Raw genomic sequence first — 19,361 nt, 5'->3', positions numbered from 1 at the left:
CTAGGACCGCGGCTGGTCCTTCACCCCCGTGCCGATCACGTCCTCCACACCGCCTGCGGGAGTGGGAACCGCGACGGCCGCCGTCCCGTCCCCGTCCCCGTCCGTGTTGATCTTCTCGATGATCGCCAGGCGTTCCGGGGTGTCCTCGGGCTTGATGAAGCCGATGAGGATGTAGAGGACCAGGGAGACGGCCAGCGGGATGGAGACCTGGTACTGGAGGGGGACGCCGCCCTCGACGTTCCAGCTGATCGGGTAGTTGACCAGCCAGAAGGCGAGCAGGCCCATCGACCAGCTGGTGAGCGCGGCCGTGGGGCCGGAGCGGCGGAAGGGGCGGAGCAGACCGAGCATCATCGGGATGGCCATCGGGCCCATCAGGCCGGCGACCCACCGGATGACCACCGTGATGATGTCCTTGAAGGTGGGGGAGTTGACCTGCGTGGCCGCCGCCATCGACAGGCCGAGGAAGACGACCGTGGTGATACGCGCGACCCTCAGCCCCTGCCCCTGGCTCCAGCTGCGCGCCCTGCGCCACACCACCGGCGCGCAGTCGCGGGTGAAGACCGCCGCGATGGCGTTGGCGTCGGAGGAGCACATGGCCATGGTGTGCGAGAAGAAGCCGACGATCACCAGGCCCAACAGGCCGTGCGGGAGCAGCTGTTCGGTCATCAGGCCGTAGGAGTCGGAGCCGTCCGGCTTCTGCGACTGGACCAGCAGCGGCGACATCCACATGGGGAAGAACAGGACCACCGGCCACACCAGCCACAGGATCGCCGACAGCCGCGCCGAGCGCTCGGCCTGGTGCGCGTTGGCCGTGGCCATGTAGCGCTGGGCCTGGTTGAGCATGCCGCCGTTGTACTCGAACAGCTTGATGAAGAGGAAGGCGAGCAGGAAGACCGTGCCGTACGGCCCCACCAGGGGCTCGCCGTGACCCTTCAGCGCCGGCTCGTCCCAGGCGCCGAAGAAGCCGATGCCCTTGTCGTTGAGCTTGAGGACCACCGCGACGAACATCGCGATGCCCGCGAGGAGTTGGATGACGAACTGGCCCAACTCGGTGAGCGCGTCGGCCCACAGGCCGCCGATCGTGCAGTAGACGGCGGTGATGGCGCCTGTGATCAGGATGCCCTGGTTGAGGGAGATGCCGGTGAAGACGGACAACAGGGTCGCGATCGCAGCCCATTTGGCGCCGACGTCCACGATCTTCAGCAGCATGCCCGACCAGGCCAGCGCCTGCTGGGTCTTGAGGTCGTAGCGGTTCTTCAAGTACTCCAGCGGGGAAGCCACATGGAGCCGTGAGCGCAGCCGGTTGATGCGCGGCGCGAACAGCTTGGAGCCGATCGCGATGCCGAGGGCGATGGGGAAGGACCAGGTGACGAAGGAGGTGACGCCGTAGGTGTAGGCGATGCCCGCGTACCCGGTGAACATCACCGCGCTGTAGCCCGACATGTGGTGCGAGATGCCCGACAGCCACCACGGCATCTTGCCGCCGGCGGTGAAGAAGTCGCTGACGTCGTCCACGCGTTTGTGCGACCACACGCCGATCGCGACCATCACACCGAAATAGCCGATGAGCACGGCCCAGTCGAGACCGTTCATATGCGCCCTCCCAGGGATCAGCCCGGCGCTCATCGTGGGTGCCGCCACGTGGACACGACAAGCTGGCGTCGCGTCAAAGGGAGGTAAAATCATTCGTGATGATGGCCTGCGTTCACCTACATGAACTCATCGCATCAGCTCCCCGGCGTTGACCAGCAACGACTGTCCGGTGATCGCCCGCGCCCGGTCCGAGGCCAGGAACACGGTCGCGTCCGCCACGTCCCCGTCGGTCGCGAGGTCGGGCAGCGCCATCCGGTCGGTGAGCCGCTTCAGCACGTCCGCCTCCGGCACCTTCTCCGTGTGGGCCGTGAACTGCACGTACGCCTGTACCGGCGGCCCCCACATCCAGCCCGGCAGCACCGTGTTGACCCGGATCCGGTCCGGCCCGAGCTCGCGCGCCAGCGAGTACATCGCGCTGGTCAGCGCCCCCTTCGAGGCGGCGTACGCGGCCTGCCGCACCTGCGAGGGCGCGGCGACGGCCGACTGCGTCCCGACGAACACCACCGAGCCCCCGCCCGCCGCCCGCAGCCCCGGCAGACAGGCCCGGGTCATCCGCAGCGACCCCAGCAGGTTCACATCGATGACCGACTGCCAGGTCGCGAAGTCCGCGTCCTCCAGCCCGCCGAAGCAGCTGTCCCACGCGGCCACCTGCACCACAGCGTCCAGCCGCCCGAACCGCGCCACCGCCAACTGCGCGAGCTCCACGCACTGTTGCTCGTCGGTGATGTCCGTCGAGCGGTACGCGGTGTGCGCCCCGTCCGGATCGATCTCGGCGGCGCTCTTGGCGAGGTTCGCCTCGGTCCGCGCCCCCAGCACGGCGTTCCCGCCGTCCCGCACGACGGCGGCGGCGACCTGGTGGCCGAGCCCGGCACCGACTCCCGACACGACGACGGTCTTCCCGGAGAGAAGTGACATACCGGCGGCCTCCCTGCTCTGGCGCATTATCTGACGGGGCGTCAGAGTATGGGCGAGCGCTGGAGGAGGGAAGGTCCCATGTCAGATCCCATGTCAGAAGAGACCCACAGCGAGACGTACGCCGAACTGGCCGCCACAGGACCCTACGGAGTCCGCCCCGGACACGCGCTGATCACCATGGTCGAGCCGCACCCCGGCCACGAGTACGCCTACAACCGCTGGTACGAGGACGATCACTACTACGCCGGCGCGATGGCCATGCCCTGGATGTTCGCGGGGCGCCGCTGGGTGGCCACCCGGGACCTCCAGCTCCTGCGCACACCGGAGAAGTCGGCGGTCGCCCAGCCCGTCACCGCCGGCTGCTACCTCTCCACCTACTGGGTCACCGACGGCCGCTACGACGACCACATGAGGTGGACGGTGGCCATCAACAAACGCCTCAACCGCGACGCCCGCGTCTACCGCGACCGCACCCACGTCTTCACCGCCTTCCAGGACCACGAGTCCACGGTCTACCGCGACGGAGCGGCGGGCCCGAGGGACTTCCACGCCCTGGACCACCCGTACGCGGGGCTGGTGCTGGAGGTGATCGACGCGGAATCCCCGGAGCAGCGGGGCGAGTTGCTGGAGTGGCTGGTGGCACGGCACCTGCCGAAACGCCTGGCGGGCTCACCGGCGGCCATGGTGACCGTCTTCCGCCCGACCCCGCTCCCCGGCGACCGCATGACGTACGTCAAGCAGGTCGAGGGAGTCGACACCAGGCTCACGCTGCTGTGGTTCCTGGAGGCGGACCCGAGGGAGTGCTGGGAGCAGTACTTCACGGGCCGGGAGGAGCCGCCGATGGGCAGGGTGGAGCTGCTGGCGCCTTTCATCCCGACAGTTCCGGGCACGGACAAGTACGTGGATCAACTGCGCTGACCCGCTTTTCAGGGGCGCGGGGAACTGCGCGACCAGCCCCCACCGGCCGCCAGCCGCGAAACTACTTCAACTCATCCGGACAAGGCGTACCGCGCGGCACCGTGTAAGGCGCCGCCAACCGATACGTCCCCGCCCGCGGAGCGATCAGCATCGTCCACTTGTCCCCGTCCGCGTCCTCCGGCGTCTCCATCAGACACCCGTTGACGTTGTCGAAGACCTTCGGCGAGGCATCCCGCTCCTTGGACTCCTCCGTCTCCTGCGGAGCCTTCAGCTTCTTGCCCTCCGCGTCGACGATCGACAGCCACGGCGAGTAGGGGATGCGGATCAGGATCCGCCCGGCCTTCTTCACCCGCATGGTCATCTCGCCCTGCGCCGCCCGGTCGACCACCGTGTTCGGCGAGGCCAGCGGCGCCGGGTCGGTCACGCGGAACAGCTGCCAGTTCGCGTCACCCCAGATCTGCTTCAGATACGGCATCCCGCGCTGGACCAGCTCCCGCTCCCGCTCACCGCCGTCCCCGTCGGGCTCGTCCTTCGGTACTACCACGAAGTGCACGGCCCAGCGCTGGAGCCACTCGTGGTAGTTCGCGGAGTTCAGGGTGTCGTCGTAGAAGAGCGGGTTGCGCTCCATGTCGGCCTGCCGGTTCCAGCCGCGGGCGAGGTTGACGTACGGCGCGAGCGCGGACGCCTCGCGGTGGGAGGCGGCCGGCACGACCTCGACGCGGCCCTTCTCGGCGCCGACCTCCTGGAGCTCGTTGACGAGGGGGGCCAGCTCGCGGGCCCAGGACGCCGTGGGGGTCGTGTGGACGACGTCGTCGACGGACTTGAAGCCGATCCACGTGGTGAAGCCGGCGAGGGCGATGACGACGGCGTACCACTTGCGGGAGCGCGGCACCGTGAACGGCAGCGCGGCCACCAGGGCCACCCCCGCGAACAGCATCGGCAGGCGCGAGATGTTGGAGCCGATCTGGGAGCTCACCAGCCAGACCAGGACCACCGACAGGCTGTACACCCCGGCCGTGATCCGGACCGTCTTCCACTCGGGCGGGACCAGGAAGTACACGAGCAGGCCGTACGCCAGCGGCAGGAGCACCGACGCGATCTTCATCGGCTGGGTGCCGGCGAACGGGAAGAGCCAGGCGGACAGGGCGACGACCGCCGTGGGCGCGAGCCCCAGCGCCCAGGAGCCCGGACGCCGTTTCTGCAGGAAGAGCGCGACCGCCACCAGGCCCACGAACAGGCCGGCGACCGGGGACGCCATCGTCGCGAGCGCGGCGAGCGGGGCCGCGCAGGCGGCCTTGGCCCACCGTTTGTGGCGCAGACGGTGCGGCCAGCAGAAGACGACGGCGACCGCGCCCAGCGCGAACATCGTGCCGAGCCCGAAGGTCACCCGGCCCGAGGCCGCGTTGCACAGGAAGGCGTACACGCCCGCCAGCGAGGCCCACAAGGGGTTCTTCACCGACCGGCTGCGCAGCAGGATCAGCGTCAGCAGCCCGGCCGAGACGGTCCCGGCCAGCATCATCGTCGTACGGACGCCGAGGACCGACATCAGATACGGCGAGACGACGCTGTACGACACCGGGTGCATGCCGCCGTACCAGGCCAGGTTGTACGCGGAGTCCGGGTGCCGGCCCACGAACTCGGCCCACGCGTCCTGCGCCGCCAGATCCCCGCCACTGTTCGCGAACGTGAAGAACCAGACGATGTGCAGCACGCCGGAGAGCGCGGTCATCGAGAGGACGGGGTGGCGCAGCAGCCGCTCGCGCAGCGCGAGGAGAGCGGTCCGGGCCCTGGCCCTGATGCCCCCGGGCGGTCCGCCGTTGCCGTTCTCAGGTTCCGCGGGCACGCCTATTCGTGGGCCGGTACCCGGGCCCGGGTCGGTCTCGTCGGCGCGTGTCGGCTCCGCAGTGGCCACCTGAAGGCACTCCCCGTGGTGTCCCGTCTTCATTTCTCGGCCGCGCCCCAGCGTCGACCTGCCCCGGTTCGTGACGCTAGCACGCGGCCCGCCGTCCGGAACCCCGGGCGGGGTCCGGACGGCGGGCCGTACGAGGCGCGTGTCCCGTCTCCGGCTCAGCCGACGCGGGTCAGCTTGTCGGTGAGACCCGGTTCGGTCAGATCCTTCTGGAGGGTGACCGGGACCTCGACCGCGCCGCCCTTGCCGTCCCCGACGGTGAGGGTGCCGACCTTGGTGCCGGCCTTCGCGGTGTGCGGTACGTCGTCGGCGGCGAAGGAGAGCTTCACCTTGTAGCCGGCCCAGCCGACGGCGGTGACGTCCTTGGTCAGCACGACGGGGGTGTGGCCGCCGAGGCCGTCGTCCACGTACCCGACGACGTCGCCCTTCTTGAGGATCTTCGCCGAGGTGAGGGCGTCCTGGGCGGCGAGCATCGCGGTCTTGCTGACCGCGTTCACGGTGTCGATGATCGGCGCCGTGTGCTGGCCGAGGACCGCGCCGACGACGGTGACCGTCTCACCGCCGACCTCCTTGGTCGCGGCGAACAGGAGGTTGCCGCCGGCCTTGGTGGTGGTACCGGTCTTGATGCCGATGGCGCCGTTGTAGGGGACCAGGCGGTTGTAGTTGTTCCAGGTCTGGCCGGAGGGGTCCTTCCAGCTGGGCAGCCTGGTGATGTCCATGAGCGCCGGGATCTTCACCAGTTCGTTCCCGAGCTTCACCTGGTCCTCGGCGGAGGAGACGGTGGTCTCCTTGAGGCCCGAGGCGTCGGTGTACTTGGTGTTCTTCATGCCGAGTGCCTTGGCGGTGTCGTTCATCTTCTTGATGAACGCGGCCTCGGAACCGGCGTCCCAGCGGGCGAGCAGCCGGGCGATGTTGTTGGCGGAGGGGATCATGATCGCCGAGATCGCCTGCTTCTCGGTGAGGACGTCGCCCTCCTTGACGGTGTTGAGGGTGGACTCGCCCTCCTTGTTGTAACCGCCCTCCTTCTCGGCGAGCGCGTCGACGGTGATCTTCGCGCCCTCCTCGCCGGACTTGAGGGGGTGGTCCTTCAGCACGATGTAGGCGGTCATGGCCTTGGCCACGGAGCCGATCGCCACGGGCGTCTGCTTGCCGAAGTCGCCCATCGTGCCGATGCCGTTGACGTCCATCCAGCCCTGGCCCTCGGCGGGCCACGGGAGGGTCGCCTTGCTGCCGTCGAAGGTGTAGGAGTCCTCGGCGGTCAGGCTGAGCGCGGGGTCCGGCAGCGGGCGCAGAGCCTGCACGATCGCAAACACGACGACCAGGAGGAGGAGGATCGGGGTCCAGATCTTGACCCGGCGGCCGAAGGTGCGCAGCGGGCTGGGCGGGGGCGGCGGAGTGTTGGTGAGCTCCGCGAGCAGGTCGAGGGGCGGCTTCGGCGGCAGGGGCTGCTGCGTGGTCCGCTCCGGGCCGACCTGGGGGACGGCGGCGGTCTCGTCCGCCTTGGGGCGGGGCGCGTCGAGGGGCTTCAGCGCGACGAACTTGCTCGTCCGCTCGGCCTCGGCCTCCGGCTTGGCCGGCACGTCGGGCTCCGCCGCCTTGCCGAGCTTCAGCATGGTGGTGGGCTGGTCCACGGGGGGCCGGGGGGCCTTGAAGACGGCGGTGGGCTGATCGACGGGGGGCTCGTCGGCCACGTCGGCGTCAGCGGGCTCGTCGGGCTTGCCGGCCGGCTGCGGGGCCTTCTCGGGCTTGTCGGTCGTCTGCGGGCCGGTGGGGGCCGGTCGCGCAGTTCCCCGCGCCCCTGCGGAGTCCGGCTTGCCGGCGTCCGGCTGTGGGGCCTCGTCGGGCTTGTCGTCCGGCTCCGGGAGGTTCGAGTCGCCGGTTTCCGGTGCGTCAGCCTCGTCGTCCGCGGGGGTCTCTTCGGCTACGGCCGTCTCGGCGTCGTCGCTGTCAGTCTCCGCGTCCGGGCCGGACTCGGCCTCGGAGGTCTCCTCGGCAGGCTCTGCGTCCGTGCCCTGGGTGCCCTCGGTGCCCTCGGGCTTCTCCGTGGCCTCGGCCTTGTCGGTCTCGTCCGCCGTGGCCACCCACGCCGCCACCGCGTCCCGCAACCGCGCGTCCCCCGCGGCGGCCGGCTCATCGCCCTCGCCGGGGTCACGGGACCCGCTGTCCGCGTCCTCCGGGTCCTCCGAGTCCTCGGCCGTGCCGGAGTCACCGGAGCCGCTCTCGGAGTCACCGGCGCTCGCAGCCGTACCGGAGTCGCGGGACCCGCTGTCCGAGTCCTCCGGGTCCTCCGAGTCCTCGGCCGTGCCGGAGTCACCGGACTCGCCGTCCGAGTCCTCGGCACTGCCGGACTCGGACGGAGCCTCCGTCGCGGGCGTGTCCTCCGTGTCCGGCTCTCCGGCCTCGCCGCTCTCGGCGCCCTCAGGGCCCTTCTCCGCGGCCGGTGGCGCGTCCTCGGGCTCCTCCGGTCCCGACGGCCCGGAACCGCCCGCATCGGCCTCCGCGGGGCTCTCCGTGGCGTCCTCCGCGGTCTTCGGGAGGTCACGTACCGAGAAGACCCTCGTGGCCGTGTCGACGCCTCCGAGGGAGATCGACTCCCGTGCCACCGCGAGCCGGGGGTCGCGGGCGGAACTCCTCGCCTCGGGAACCGGACTCGCGCTCCCCGACGTCGGTTCCGCCGACGACTCGCGCTGCTTCGACCTGTCGGGGGACTCGCCCGCCACCGATGCCTCCTCCATGTGCCGCGGGTGATCGGTATCCGTCACCCTGCGCCTGCCGAACCGTTGAACCGCCGCCCGGGCAACCGCCACACCACGCTGTCCGAACCATGTACCAGTGTCCTGTGTGTGGCCCTGTCCCAAGCGGTAGACGAGAACGACATACCTACCGGTTCCACTACAAACAGGTCACGCACCCTCGACAGATGAATGTGAGAGGGGTCACCCTGTCTTTCATCCACGCGGGGAGGCATGGATGGGCAGGAGCCGCAGAACACTTCCGGAGGAGCTTCTGCTGCTGGCGTTGGACCCGACCACGGGTACCACCGCACAGCCGCAGTCGCTCGACCTCGGTCTGGCCGGAGCACAGCTAGTGGAGCTGGCGCTGGCCGGACGGATAGCCCCAGACGGGGATCGTATCGCCGTGGTAGCCCCACGGCCGACTGGAGATCCGACTTTGGACTGCGCGTTGGAGTTGCTGCGAAGGCGTGGCGCTCCCGTGCGGGCAGTGAACTGGATCGGCGGGCCGCGCCTTGGGCTCCGCCAGACCTACCTCTCGCATCTGGAGCGGTGCGGCATGGTGCATGCCGTGGCGGGTCAGATGTGCGGAGTGCTGCCGACGACTCGCTACCAGGCGACGGACAACGAGATCAGCCGGGAGATCAAGGCCCGGTTGGACTCGGCGATCCGCACCGGCGTACCGCCGGACCCGCGGACCGCGGCGCTCGCCGCCCTGGCACACGCGGTCGGCCTCGGCAAGCACCTGTATCCGGGCAACGAGGGACGTTCCTCGCGCTCCCGGCTGCGGGACCTGATCAGGCACGACCCGATGGGCGGACTCGTCGCGCACGCCGTGATGGACGTCCAGAACGGTGTGGCGGCACAGCCACGTCGTAGCCCGGCACCGGCCGGCCGTCAGGCCGCCCCCGGCGCCAGGCCACCCGCGCCGGAACCCGCTCGTGGCGTTCCGATGCAACCGCGCCGAGGACCGATGGCGCGCGCCGTGGCCCACTGAGCCGCAGTCCCACGGCACGCACCCCGGCAGCACCGCACCACGCACGACCGCACCAGGCACGACCCGCACCACGCACCACTCAGCCGCCGCACCGTCAGTCCCCAAAGACCGGTTCGGGAGCCGCTGGTCCGCGCGGGGCGACGGAACCGTACGTCCGTACATCGGACGGGGACGGGTTCCGCCGCCCCGCGCGGCCGCATGTCCGGGCACGGGTCGCCGAAGGGCCCGGACCGGCGGGACGCAGCGCATATACGCGGTTTTCCAGCGGTAATAAGCACCTTGGTGGCAGTCTGCTCAACAGCAGATACGCAAAGTCAAGAACGAGGCACGCAGCCGGAGGTGCACGTCCCGTGGCGTCCAATGTCAATCCCACCGTCAGGCGGCGCCGGCTGGGCCAGGAGCTGCGCAGGCTCCGCGAGCTCAAGGGCATGACGGCCGAAGAGGTGGCGGAGCGGCTGCTCGTGTCGCAGTCGAAGATCAGCCGGCTGGAGAACGGCCGGCGCAGCATCAGCCAGCGCGACGTCCGCGACCTGTGCGGGGTGTACGAGGTCGAGGACCAGCGCATCGTCGACTCCCTGATGCAGATGGCCAAGGACTCGCGTCAGCAGGGCTGGTGGCACGCCTTCGGGGACATCCCCTACAGCGTCTACATCGGTCTGGAGACCGACGCCGAGTCGCTGCGGGTGTACGAACCCCAGATCATCACCGGCCTGTTGCAGACCCGGCCGTACGCCGAGGCCATCGTGCGCGGCGGGGCCCCGGAGGCGACCGAGACGGAGAACGACAAGCGCGTCGAGGTACGGCTGCGGCGGCAGAGCCGGGTCGCGGCCGAGCGGGACCCGCTGCGGCTGTGGGTGGTTCTCGACGAGGCGGCCCTGCGCCGGGTCGTGGGCAGCCGCCAGGTGATGCGCGAACAGCTGGAGTACCTCGTGGAGATGTCCCAGCAGCCCCATATCACCGTGCAGGTACTGCCGTTCGACGTCGGCGCCCATCCCGGGCTCAGCGGGCAGTACTCCATCCTGGAGTTCTCCGACGCGGCGGACTCCAGCGTCGTCTACATCGAGGGCGTCACCAGCGACCTGTACCTGGAGAAGGCGCACGACGTGCAGAAGTACACCGTGATGTACGAGCACTTGAGGGCCCAGGCGCTCAACGTCGACCAGTCGCGTCAGCTGATCGAGGACATCGCCAAGGAGTACGCCCGTTGAACCTCGTCCGAGCCTCTTTCCGACAGGGCGGGCCGGATAGTACACCTCGGACAGGTCCCACTGGAAGAGTCCCTTGGAATATGCCGCCGTAAGAGTGAATGACTGCTCCGAAAGAGGAAGTCGGCGAGTAGCGTCGATCACGCCAACGATCAGTAAAGGTTGGCGTAATCCGAACACTGCGCATCTGGCTACGGAGCGGATATGGCAATTCGTCTGGGCAACCTGGACACATGGACGACCTCCACCTACACCAACGCCAACGGGGCGTGCCTGATGGTGAGGTCGACCGAAGAGGAAGCACTCGAACTCGGCGACACCAAGATCCCCGAGGGTCCCAAGCTGGCCTTCCCCGCCGACGCGTGGAGTGCCTTCGTGGCCTCGGTCAAGGTGTGACACCACGCCACACCACTACAACTGCACAAGCACCACCACAGAGCCCTCTCGACCAGATCGCCGTCCTTGCCGAGGGGGCCTGCGGCGCTTTCGCCGTGGGGTTGTGTTTCGGGTGCGGGTTCGTCGTGGCTGGGCGCGCAGTTCCCCGCGCCCCCGGGCGGTTGCAGTCAGAGCGTGCCTAGCAGTACCCACCTTTTCAGGGGCGCGGGGAACTGCGCGCCCAAGCCCCACCGGCCCGCACCCGAACGAGGTCCTAGGCCAGCGCAGCCTCCACCGCGGCCACGACCTCGTCGGACTCCGGCTCGGTCTGCGGGGAGAAGCGGGCCACGACCGACCCGTCCCGCCCGATCAGGAACTTCTCGAAGTTCCAGCGGATGTCCCCCGCGTGGCCCTCCGCGTCGGCGAAGCCCACCAGCCGCTCGTACAGCGCGTGCCGGCCCTCCCCGTTCACCTCGACCTTCTCGGTCAGCGGGAAGGTCACGCCGTACGTCGCCGAGCAGAACTCCGCGATCTCCTCGGCGCTGCCGGGCTCCTGCCCGAGGAACTGGTTGCAGGGCACGCCGAGCACGGTGAAGCCCCGCTCGGCGTACCGCTCCTGAAGCTTCTCGAGCCCGTTGTACTGCGGGGTCAGCCCGCACTTGGAGGCCACGTTCACGACCAGGACCGCCTTGCCGGCGTACTGGGCGAGGTCGGCGGAGCCGCCCGTGAGGGCCCCGATCTCGACGTCGAGGGGGGAGGAACCATCTGTAGTCGTCATGAGCGGATGCTAACTCCGCCCGCACAATCCCCGGCCCCGGCCCCCGTCCGCACCTACGGCACGTTCCTCAGCCCCGGAACACCTGCGGATACGGACACTCCTCCAGGGGTTTCCCGGGGCGGTCGGCCCACCGCCACCACAGGTGCCGCTCGGCGCAGCGCCACAGCGTCCGGCAGGCGCGCAGGCCGTCGTCCTCACGCCGGACCAGGAGCATCCCGCCGGACGTCAACGGCTTTTCGCAGCGGGGGCAGGGTTCCGCGGTCGGCACGGGTGCACTGTACGGGGCGGGTTCGTCCACCCGGAGCGGCGCGTGTTCGATGCGCCGGGCGTCGCCGAAGATCCTGAAGTACTCCTCGAGCGCCGGAGGGCGGTAGTCGCGCTTGAGCTCGTACCTCGTGAGGACGGAGTCGGCCAGGTACTCGCACCCGTCGAGGACATGGTCCTCGGGGGCTCTCGGCTTCTTCGGGTCCCTCGGTTCCTCCGCCTCCCCGATGGGGCGGTCCACAACCCGGAACACCTTGTAGAACTTCACTCGCGAATAATGCCGTTGTCCCAGCGGGTCCGGTCGTACGGCGAAGTCGGCGCTCCTGTCCGGCTTCATCTCGTCGGGCCCATGCTCGCTGAGGACCCGGGTGTCGAATTCGAGGCCGTACCGGGTGGCGTGCCCGACCATCCACAGGAGGGTGAGGTCGGACAGCCCGGAGTCCGCCTCGCCGCCCCCGACGTCGGTGTGCACCCCGGCGAACCAGACCTGCCGCAGTTCCTGGCCCTGCTCGGCGGCGCCCTTCTGCTGGTGCCAGAGCGTGGGCGGGAACGCGGAGCGCTGTTCGTCGATGGCCAGGGCGTGGAAGGCGCCGTTGACCCAGGTGCTGAGGTCGGTGTCGTGGAAGGCCCAGCGCTTGTTGAAGCGGTTGACGAGCGGGCGCAGGAACCAGGGGGCCGGGACCGGGATGCCGAGGGAGCCGACCGTGTCCCAGACGCCGACGAAGCGGATCTCCGTCTCGTGGGCGTAGGCCTGGCGGAACAGGGTGGCCGCCACGCTGGTCGGCCTCTTCGTACGGCTGCGGTACAGCGCCCACGCCTCGTCGATCCGGTCGGCCTGCTCCCGGCGCAGGATGCCGCAGTTGCGCACCAGACCCGCCAGGCTGCGCGCGGTGAACGCGCCCCGGCTGAACCCGAACAGGTAGAGCCTGTCGCCGGGTTCGTAGGTCTGGACGAGGAAGCGGTAGGCGTCGAGCACGTTCCGCGACAGGCCCAGGCCGAACGCGCCGCCGCGCAGCCGTTCCGGCCGCTGGGCGCCGACCCCGCTGTGGTAGTACACCCGCTGTTCCGTGCCGACGGCGGTGCGCCGCCGTACGGCCAGGGCCACCTTGGCCACATTGGTCTTGTGCGACTGGTCGGCGCGATTCCAGGTCCCGTCGCAGCAGACCACCAGATGTCTGGCCATGCTGTGCCTCCTCTCCCCGCGGCCCTGTGGACAGGACTCCGCGACGGTTCGGGAGATACAGCCAGTACCGCAGGGTCCGGGCCGGCCCGCAACTCGGTGGCGGGCCGGCCCGGGGGTGGGTCAGGCCACGACCGTGAACAGCCCCGTCTTCTCGCCGAGCCGCGCCAGGGACACCTTGCCCGGGATGCCGTTGGCGTCGGCGCCCGTGTAGCCCAGGTGGCGTTGCCACTTGGCGTACGCGGCGACGGTGGTGCTGCCGAAGGAGCCGTCGCCCGCGTAGGCCCGGGAAAGGTAGCCGAGTTCGGCGAGGGCGGCCTCGGTGAGGTTGGTGCCGGCCATGTAGCTGACGTGGCCCTGCTTGGCCCCGGGGTCGCTCTTCGCGGCCGTCACCAGCCGGGACAGGTCGACGCGGGGCTTGCCCGCGGGCTTCGACGGCTGCGGCTTGCCGGCCCCGGCCGCCAGCTGCTTCTTCACGTCGGCCCGGAAGTCGTCCATGTCGAAGCTCGGGTCGATCTTCCCCGGCTGGCACTCCTTGTGCCCGGCGACGGACTTCTCGCTCCAGCCGTGCGCCCGGCAGATCGCCGCCGCCCACAGCACGGCCTGGCGGTACTGGGCCTGCGGGTAGGGGTCGTTGCCCTTGCCGAGGTTCTCGATCTCCAGGCCGTACAGACAGTCGTTGCCGTCGGCCTTGGCCGAGTCGTCGTGGGGGAGCGGTTTCTCCTCGCGGAGCGCGTTCAGGACATCGATGTCGGCGTAACCGGCGTGGTTGGTACGGCCGTTGCCGATCATCCACAGTCCCGCGGTCTTGCCGAGCCAGGCGTGGCACAGCGGGCCCGGCAGATCGGATCTGCCCTTGAAGCAGACCTCCTTGTCGTCGTGCCCGCCGGTGTGGTGGATCAGCACCCCGATGACGGGACCGAAGGACTTCCCGGACTCCGTATCGCGGTTGTGGGTCTTCCAGCCGGCGTGCTCGTGCACGGTGAGGCCCTCGGCCTTCAGTGCGGCGAGCATCTTCGCGGCGGACAGGGGAGTGGCCATGGTTCGATTCCCTCCGGGCGACGCGTGGCGAACGCGTCAACTGGGCGACGGATCTTGTGAGTTGTGGCGCGAAGGACACTCAGTGGTACGTGCTGGTCCCACTCGCCGCTCATGATTGCGCCATCGGCGCGTCCCGTCGGGGAATTCGCGGCATTGACAGCCGAACGGAGTCAACGGTGACCCCCGTTCGGCGCGGCGGTCCGAGGGGGAACGACCGCCGCGCCGAGGCCGGATCGCCGTGGTGCGGTGGGCGAGTCCGGTCGCTGGGGGCTCTGGTTCAGCCCGGGGCCACCGCGCGGCCGGTCTGGGGCGAGATCATGCCGGAGCACAGCCCCTTGGCGGCCAGCGTCTGCGCGATGCGCGGGATCGCCGCGCGGGTGTTGGCCGGCCAGTCGTGCATGAGGATGACCTGCCCGTTGGTGAGCCGGCCGACCGCCGCGACGATCGCGTCGGTGCTGGCGTTGTTCCAGTCCTGCGAGTCGACCTGCCAGATCACCTCGGTCAGCCCGTACTTGGCCTCCACGGCCTTCACCGTCGCGTTGGTCTCGCCGTACGGCGGCCGGAACAGCCGGGGTGTGCCGCCGCCCGCGTTCGCGATGGCCTGCTGGGTGCGGGAGATCTCCGAGTCGATCGTGGCCTGGCTCTGCTGGGTCAGATGCGGGTGCGTGTAGCTGTGGTTGCCGACCCACATCCCGGCGCTGACCTGGGCCCTGACGAGCGCCGGGTTGGCGGCGGCGTTCTGGCCCGTGTTGAACATGGTGGCCCTGAGGCCGTACTGCTTCAGGGAGTTGAGCAGGGTGGTGGTGCCGCTGCCCGGTCCGTCGTCGAAGGTGAGGCCGACGTAACCGGTGCAGGCCGCGGCCCCCGTGGGGGCGGCGGAGGCGGGGACGGCGAGGGTACCGGCGGCGGCGAGAGCGGCGGCGGCCAGTAACGGGAGGTGCGCCCGGGTCCTCATCACGCCACCGTGATGTTGGAGCTGCCGCTGCTCTGGTAACCCTCGGTCGCGAGGATCATGTAGTACTTGAAGCTGCCCATCGGCATACCGGCGCGGGCCCACGCGTCGAAGTGGTTGCCGGTGGTGATGCTCCCGCCGGTCCGCTTGGACTGCCGGACGCTCCAGTACTGGTTGAAGGTCTTGGTGCCTTCCACGGACGGGGCGTTGTAGCGGGTGGTCTGGTAGATGTCGTACGTCCCGCCGTCGCTGCTGACGGTGCCCTTGTACGTTCCGGTGGGCCGGTAGGTGCCCCAGTTGTCGACGATGTAGTACTCGACGAGCGGGTTGGACGTCCAGCCGTACAGGGCCAGGTAGGCGTTGCCGGACGGGTTGAAGCTGCCGGAGTAGTTCACGGTCCTGCGGGAGCCGTTGCTCCAGCCCTTGCCGGCCACGAAGTTGCCGGTGTTGCGCCAGGAAGTGCTGTAGTTGCCGCCGGAGTTCAGGGTCATGGAGACCGTGCCCTGGGCGTCCGTCCAGAACGAGTAGTAGTAGCCGTTGTTGGTCCCGGTCTGGTTCGTGGTGATGACCGTGGCCGCCTCGGCGGTGCCGGGCAGGGCCAGGGTGGCCCCGGTGGCCAGCAGGAGGCCGCAGACGGTGCGGCGCGTGGGGTGTGCGGGTGTGTCAGTCATGCCCCACAGTTTTGGTCTGCCCCTGTCAAGCGTCAACAGTTTCGGCAGATGTTTCGAATGCTTCGAGATCCCTCTCACCTGAGGAAATCGGCGAAATCTTTCGGAAGATCGCGGAGGGGTGAGGGTCGGGTATCCCGATTGGGCTTCGAATGTTTCGAAGTCTTTCCGGAGTGCGGAGTGGCGTCGTGGGGTCTGGCGCGCCCTCCCCCGAACGGCAGGCTCTAGTGCCCCTCGGTCACGCAGGGGTGCGCCTCCGGCAGGTGATCCCTCGCCCAGGCGGCCAGCTCCTTGAGGGCGGGGCCCAGTGCGGCTCCCGCCGGGGTCAGCCGGTAGCAGACCCGCAGCGGTGGACCCTCGTCGACCTCGCGGAGCACGAGCCCGGCCGCGCCGAGCTCGACCAGCCGGTCGGCGAGCATGCGCTCGCTGAGGCCGGGGATGGCCCGCCGCAGTTCGGAGAAGTAGGTCGGCCGCCCCATCAGCACGGCGAGGATCGGGCCGTTCCAGCGCTTGCCGAGCACCTGGAAGACGCGCGTGATGCCGTCGTCGACCTGCTTGCACGGTTCCTGGTCGTGGATCTGCTCGGCCGTCATGGGGGAAGGGTACCTCCGTGCCGTACGGTGGTGAAAAAAAGTAAGTACCTGTGCTAGATATAGCTAGGTACAGATTCTCAGCTCATTACCGCGATGGAGACACTCATGGCCACCCTGCTGCACATCGACTCCTCGGTCCTCCCCGGCGCGGCCTCCGCCTCCCGTGCCGTGACCGAGGCCTTCCGCAAGACCTGGCAGGAGCAGCACCCGACCGGCACCGTGATCTACCGCGACCTGGCCGTCGACCCGGTCCCGCACATCACCGCCGACTCCCACACCGCGGGCTTCGCCGACCCGGCCACGCACACCCCCGAGCAGGCCGCGGCCTTCGCCGCCCGCCTGGAGCTCATCGAGGAACTGGAGCGCGCGGACGCCGTCGTCATCGGCGCCCCGATGTACAACTTCACGATCCCGTCGACCCTCAAGGCCTGGCTGGACAACGTGGCCCTCATCGGCCGCACCGGCGGCGAGAACCCCTCCGCCAAGGGCACCCCGGTCACCGTCGTCGCCAGCCGCGGCGGCGCCTACGGCCCCGGCACCCCGCGCGAGTCCTACGAGTTCGTCCAGAACTACCTGATGGCGCTCCTGGGAGACGCTCTCGGCCTCGAGGTCGACTTCATCGTCCCCGAGATGACGATGGCCCCGCACAGCCCGGCCCTGGCGGAGTTCATCCCCCACTTCGAGGCCTCCCGTGAGCGCGCGCTCCAGGACGCCGAGGCGAAGGCGAAGACGCTCGCCGAACGTTTCGCGGCCTGAGTCACGGGGCCTGCGGCGCGAGCGGGACCGGCGGCAGCGGCGGCTGGGGAAACGAGAAGGGCAAGGAGGTCGACCCACTCCTTGCCACTCTCAACGTATAGCGCACAGGGGGGCTTGCGGCAAGGCCCCGGTGCGGGCGCAGACTTACCGGCCTGAGCTGAGAAACTGCTGGTGGACCCGGTCGGCGGGGAGAGATCGCACATGCCCGTGTGAGCACGCCGGACCGTTCGTCCCTCGTGGTCGTAGAAGATGACCTCACATCGGAGCCGCTGTCTTGAATTCCCTGCCCACCGGCGTGTTCGACCTGCCCGAGCGCCTTGCCGCCAAGGCCGCCCCGACGCTGATCGCCGCCGACGAGGAGCACTTCGCGGCCATCGCGGAGTGCCTGGAGCAGACGATCGCCGAACTGTCCGCGACCCTCGACGCCACCCGCCGGGCGCCCGGCGGCATCGGCCAGGAGGCGATGGACCGGGACCTCGAGATCCACCGTCTGAGCGCCCGGCTGCGCACCCTGCGCCGCTTCGGCCTGGACCTGTGCCTCGGCCACATGGTCGCGGCCGACGACCCCGAGCCGGTGTACGTCGGACGGCTCGGCCTCACCGACAGCACGGGCCGCAGGCTGCTGGTCGACTGGCGTTCCCCCGCCGCGGAGCCGTTCTTCGGCGCCACCCACGCCAACCCGATGGGGCTGGCTAGCCGCCGCCGCTACCGCTGGACGAACGGCCGGATCGGCGACTACTGGGACGAGGTGTTCGCCGCCGACGGCTTCGCCGGGCACCACGCCTCGCTCGACGACCAGTCCGCCTTCATCGCCAGCCTCGGCAGCGACCGCTCGGAACGCATGCGGGACGTCCTCGGCACCATCCAGGCCGACCAGGACGCCATCATCCGCGCGAGCTCCCGCGGCGCGCTCGTCGTCGACGGCGGCCCCGGCACCGGCAAGACCGTCGTCGCCCTGCACCGTTCCGCCTACCTCCTGCACTCCGACCCGCGTCTCGGCCACCGGCGCGGCGGCGTGCTGTTCGTCGGCCCGCACCGGCCCTACCTGGCCTACGTCTCCGACGTGCTGCCCAGCCTCGGCGAGGAGGGCGTGCAGACCTGCGTGCTGCGGGACCTCGTGGCCGAGGGAGCCGCGGCGGGCGTCGAGACCGACCCGGAGGTGGCCCGTCTGAAGTCCTCCGCGGCCCTGGTCGGGGCGATCGAGAAGGCCGTACGGTTCTACGAGGAGCCGCCCACCGAGGGCATGACCGTCACCACCCACTGGTCCGACATCCACCTGACCGCCGGCGACTGGGCCGAGGCCTTCGACGCGGCGGAGGGCGCCCCGCACAACGACGCGCGCGACCAGGTGTGGAACGAGCTGCTCACGATCCTGGTCGACAAGCACGAGGGTGATGCTCCGGAGGCGCTGCTCCGCAAGTCCCTTCGCCAGAACAGGGAGTTGCTGACCGCGTTCAACCGCGCGTGGCCGCTGCTTGAGGCGGCCGACCTGGTCTCGGACCTGTGGACGGTCCCCGCCTATCTGCGGATGTGCGCCCCCTGGCTGGACCGCGACGAGGTACGGACCCTGCAGCGGGCCGACGGCCAGGCCTGGACGGTGTCCGACCTGCCGCTCCTGGACGCGGCACGGCAGCGGCTCGGCGACCCGGAGACCTCCCGCCGCAGGCGCCGTAACGAGGCCACCGCCGCCGCCGAACGCGAGGGCATGGCCACGGTCGTGGAGAACCTGAGCGCGGTCGCCGACGACGAGTACGGCATGGGACTGGTGACGATGCTGCGCGGCGAGGACTTCCACCACGCCCTGGTCGACGAGAGCGCCCTTCAGGTGAGCGACCCCGACCTGCTCGCCGGCCCCTTCGCCCATGTCGTCGTGGACGAGGCACAGGAACTGACCGACGCGGAGTGGCAGATGCTGCTGCTGCGCTGCCCGTCCCGCAGCTTCACCATCGTCGGCGACCGCGCCCAGGCCAGGCACGGCTTCACGGAGTCCTGGCAGGAGAGGCTCCGGCGGGTGGGCCTCGACCGCGTCGAGATGGCCTCCCTCAGCATCAACTACCGCACCCCGGAAGAGATCATGAAGGAGGCCGAGCCGGTCATCCGCGCCGCCCTCCCCGACGCCAACGTCCCCACGTCGATCCGCAGCACCGGCGTCCCGGTCACCCACGGCCCGCTCTCGGACCTGCCCCAGACCCTTGACACCTGGCTCACCGCCCACCCCGACGGCATCGCCTGCGTCATCGGCGACCCCGGGTTCCGCTCGACCCCCCGGGTCCGCTCCCTGACCCCGGCACTCTCGAAGGGCCTGGAGTTCGACCTGGTGATCCTCGTGGACCCGCAGAACTTCGGGGAGGGCGTCGAGGGGGCGGTCGACCGGTACGTGGCGATGACCCGGGCGACGCAACAACTCGTGGTGCTCACGAGCTCATGAGGGGCGACGTCTTTGCGGCGTGCGGGACGCCTGTGACGGGAATCATCTTCACGAAAC

The 19,361-nt window shown here is 69.9% G+C and carries 16 protein-coding genes; 6 read left to right on the top strand and 10 right to left on the bottom strand.

The genetic code is table 11. The annotated features are described in order from the left end of the window. A complete protein-coding gene (locus ACFYZ8_RS36150) occupies positions 1 to 1,593 on the bottom strand; it encodes a sodium:solute symporter family protein (protein WP_388539333.1) in 1,593 nt (530 codons plus the stop codon). Between the two features lie 126 nt (positions 1,594 to 1,719). Next, positions 1,720 to 2,508 carry an SDR family oxidoreductase gene (locus ACFYZ8_RS36145; RefSeq protein WP_388539336.1) on the bottom strand — a complete coding sequence of 263 codons (789 nt, stop codon included), beginning with the start codon at positions 2,506 to 2,508 and terminating at the stop codon, positions 1,720 to 1,722. Positions 2,509 to 2,598: 90 nt separating this feature from the next. Between ACFYZ8_RS36145 and ACFYZ8_RS36140 the strand changes: the two genes are divergently transcribed. Further along, complete coding sequence (locus tag ACFYZ8_RS36140) at positions 2,599 to 3,426, top strand: hypothetical protein (RefSeq protein WP_359032944.1); 828 nt, start codon at positions 2,599 to 2,601, stop codon at positions 3,424 to 3,426. 61 nt (positions 3,427 to 3,487) lie between these two features. On the opposite strand, the gene ACFYZ8_RS36135 is transcribed toward ACFYZ8_RS36140, so the two are convergent. Further along, positions 3,488 to 5,338 (bottom strand): MFS transporter, encoded by a 1,851-nt coding sequence (locus ACFYZ8_RS36135; protein WP_359032946.1) that lies wholly within the window; start codon positions 5,336 to 5,338, stop codon positions 3,488 to 3,490. 155 nt (positions 5,339 to 5,493) lie between these two features. Further along, positions 5,494 to 8,070: a D-alanyl-D-alanine carboxypeptidase gene (locus ACFYZ8_RS36130; RefSeq protein ID WP_388539339.1), complete on the bottom strand. Its 2,577-nt coding sequence runs from the start codon at positions 8,068 to 8,070 to the stop codon at positions 5,494 to 5,496. Between the two features lie 235 nt (positions 8,071 to 8,305). Here ACFYZ8_RS36130 and ACFYZ8_RS36125 point away from each other — a divergent pair, with 235 nt between their 5' ends. From ACFYZ8_RS36125 to ACFYZ8_RS36115, 3 genes are all read left to right on the top strand, one after another. Then, a complete protein-coding gene (locus ACFYZ8_RS36125; RefSeq protein WP_359032950.1) occupies positions 8,306 to 9,064 on the top strand; it encodes a GPP34 family phosphoprotein in 759 nt (252 codons plus the stop codon). Between the two features lie 350 nt (positions 9,065 to 9,414). Then, positions 9,415 to 10,272: a helix-turn-helix domain-containing protein gene (locus ACFYZ8_RS36120; RefSeq protein WP_388539341.1), complete on the top strand. Its 858-nt coding sequence runs from the start codon at positions 9,415 to 9,417 to the stop codon at positions 10,270 to 10,272. A gap of 201 nt (positions 10,273 to 10,473) precedes the next feature. Next, positions 10,474 to 10,665, top strand: a complete 192-nt coding sequence (locus ACFYZ8_RS36115; RefSeq protein ID WP_069763889.1) for a DUF397 domain-containing protein — start codon at positions 10,474 to 10,476, stop codon at positions 10,663 to 10,665. Positions 10,666 to 10,918: 253 nt separating this feature from the next. Here the strand turns inward: ACFYZ8_RS36115 and ACFYZ8_RS36110 are convergent, their stop codons facing one another. From ACFYZ8_RS36110 to ACFYZ8_RS36085, 6 genes are all read right to left on the bottom strand, one after another. Next, positions 10,919 to 11,422 carry a glutathione peroxidase gene (locus tag ACFYZ8_RS36110; protein ID WP_359032952.1) on the bottom strand — a complete coding sequence of 168 codons (504 nt, stop codon included), beginning with the start codon at positions 11,420 to 11,422 and terminating at the stop codon, positions 10,919 to 10,921. Positions 11,423 to 11,489: 67 nt separating this feature from the next. Beyond that, a complete protein-coding gene (locus ACFYZ8_RS36105) occupies positions 11,490 to 12,869 on the bottom strand; it encodes a DUF2235 domain-containing protein (protein ID WP_388539343.1) in 1,380 nt (459 codons plus the stop codon). Between the two features lie 120 nt (positions 12,870 to 12,989). Further along, positions 12,990 to 13,907, bottom strand: a complete 918-nt coding sequence (locus tag ACFYZ8_RS36100; protein ID WP_359032956.1) for an N-acetylmuramoyl-L-alanine amidase — start codon at positions 13,905 to 13,907, stop codon at positions 12,990 to 12,992. Between the two features lie 277 nt (positions 13,908 to 14,184). Continuing rightward, positions 14,185 to 14,862, bottom strand: coding sequence for a polysaccharide deacetylase family protein (locus ACFYZ8_RS36095; RefSeq protein WP_388539347.1), 678 nt, complete (start codon positions 14,860 to 14,862; stop codon positions 14,185 to 14,187). Further along, positions 14,862 to 15,530, bottom strand: a complete 669-nt coding sequence (locus ACFYZ8_RS36090; protein ID WP_359032960.1) for a glycoside hydrolase family 11 protein — start codon at positions 15,528 to 15,530, stop codon at positions 14,862 to 14,864. The genes ACFYZ8_RS36095 and ACFYZ8_RS36090 overlap by 1 nt, the downstream gene beginning before the upstream one ends. 221 nt (positions 15,531 to 15,751) lie before the next feature. Beyond that, the gene (locus ACFYZ8_RS36085; protein ID WP_359032962.1) at positions 15,752 to 16,120 is read right to left on the bottom strand and encodes a helix-turn-helix domain-containing protein; all 369 of its coding nucleotides are present in this window, start codon (positions 16,118 to 16,120) and stop codon (positions 15,752 to 15,754) included. Positions 16,121 to 16,225: 105 nt separating this feature from the next. On the opposite strand from ACFYZ8_RS36085, the gene ACFYZ8_RS36080 reads away from it, so the two are divergent. Both ACFYZ8_RS36080 and helR read left to right on the top strand, forming a co-directional pair. After that, entirely contained in the window at positions 16,226 to 16,876 is a 651-nt protein-coding gene (locus ACFYZ8_RS36080; protein ID WP_388539350.1) for an FMN-dependent NADH-azoreductase, read from the top strand. 274 nt (positions 16,877 to 17,150) lie between these two features. Next, entirely contained in the window at positions 17,151 to 19,304 is a 2,154-nt protein-coding gene (gene helR, locus ACFYZ8_RS36075) for an RNA polymerase recycling motor ATPase HelR (protein WP_388539353.1), read from the top strand. The last annotated feature ends 57 nt before the right edge of the window (positions 19,305 to 19,361 follow it).

Source organism: Streptomyces sp. NPDC001668 (assembly GCF_042893155.1).
GTDB lineage: Bacteria > Actinomycetota > Actinomycetes > Streptomycetales > Streptomycetaceae > Streptomyces.
This window is presented reverse-complemented; position numbering and strand designations above follow the sequence as displayed.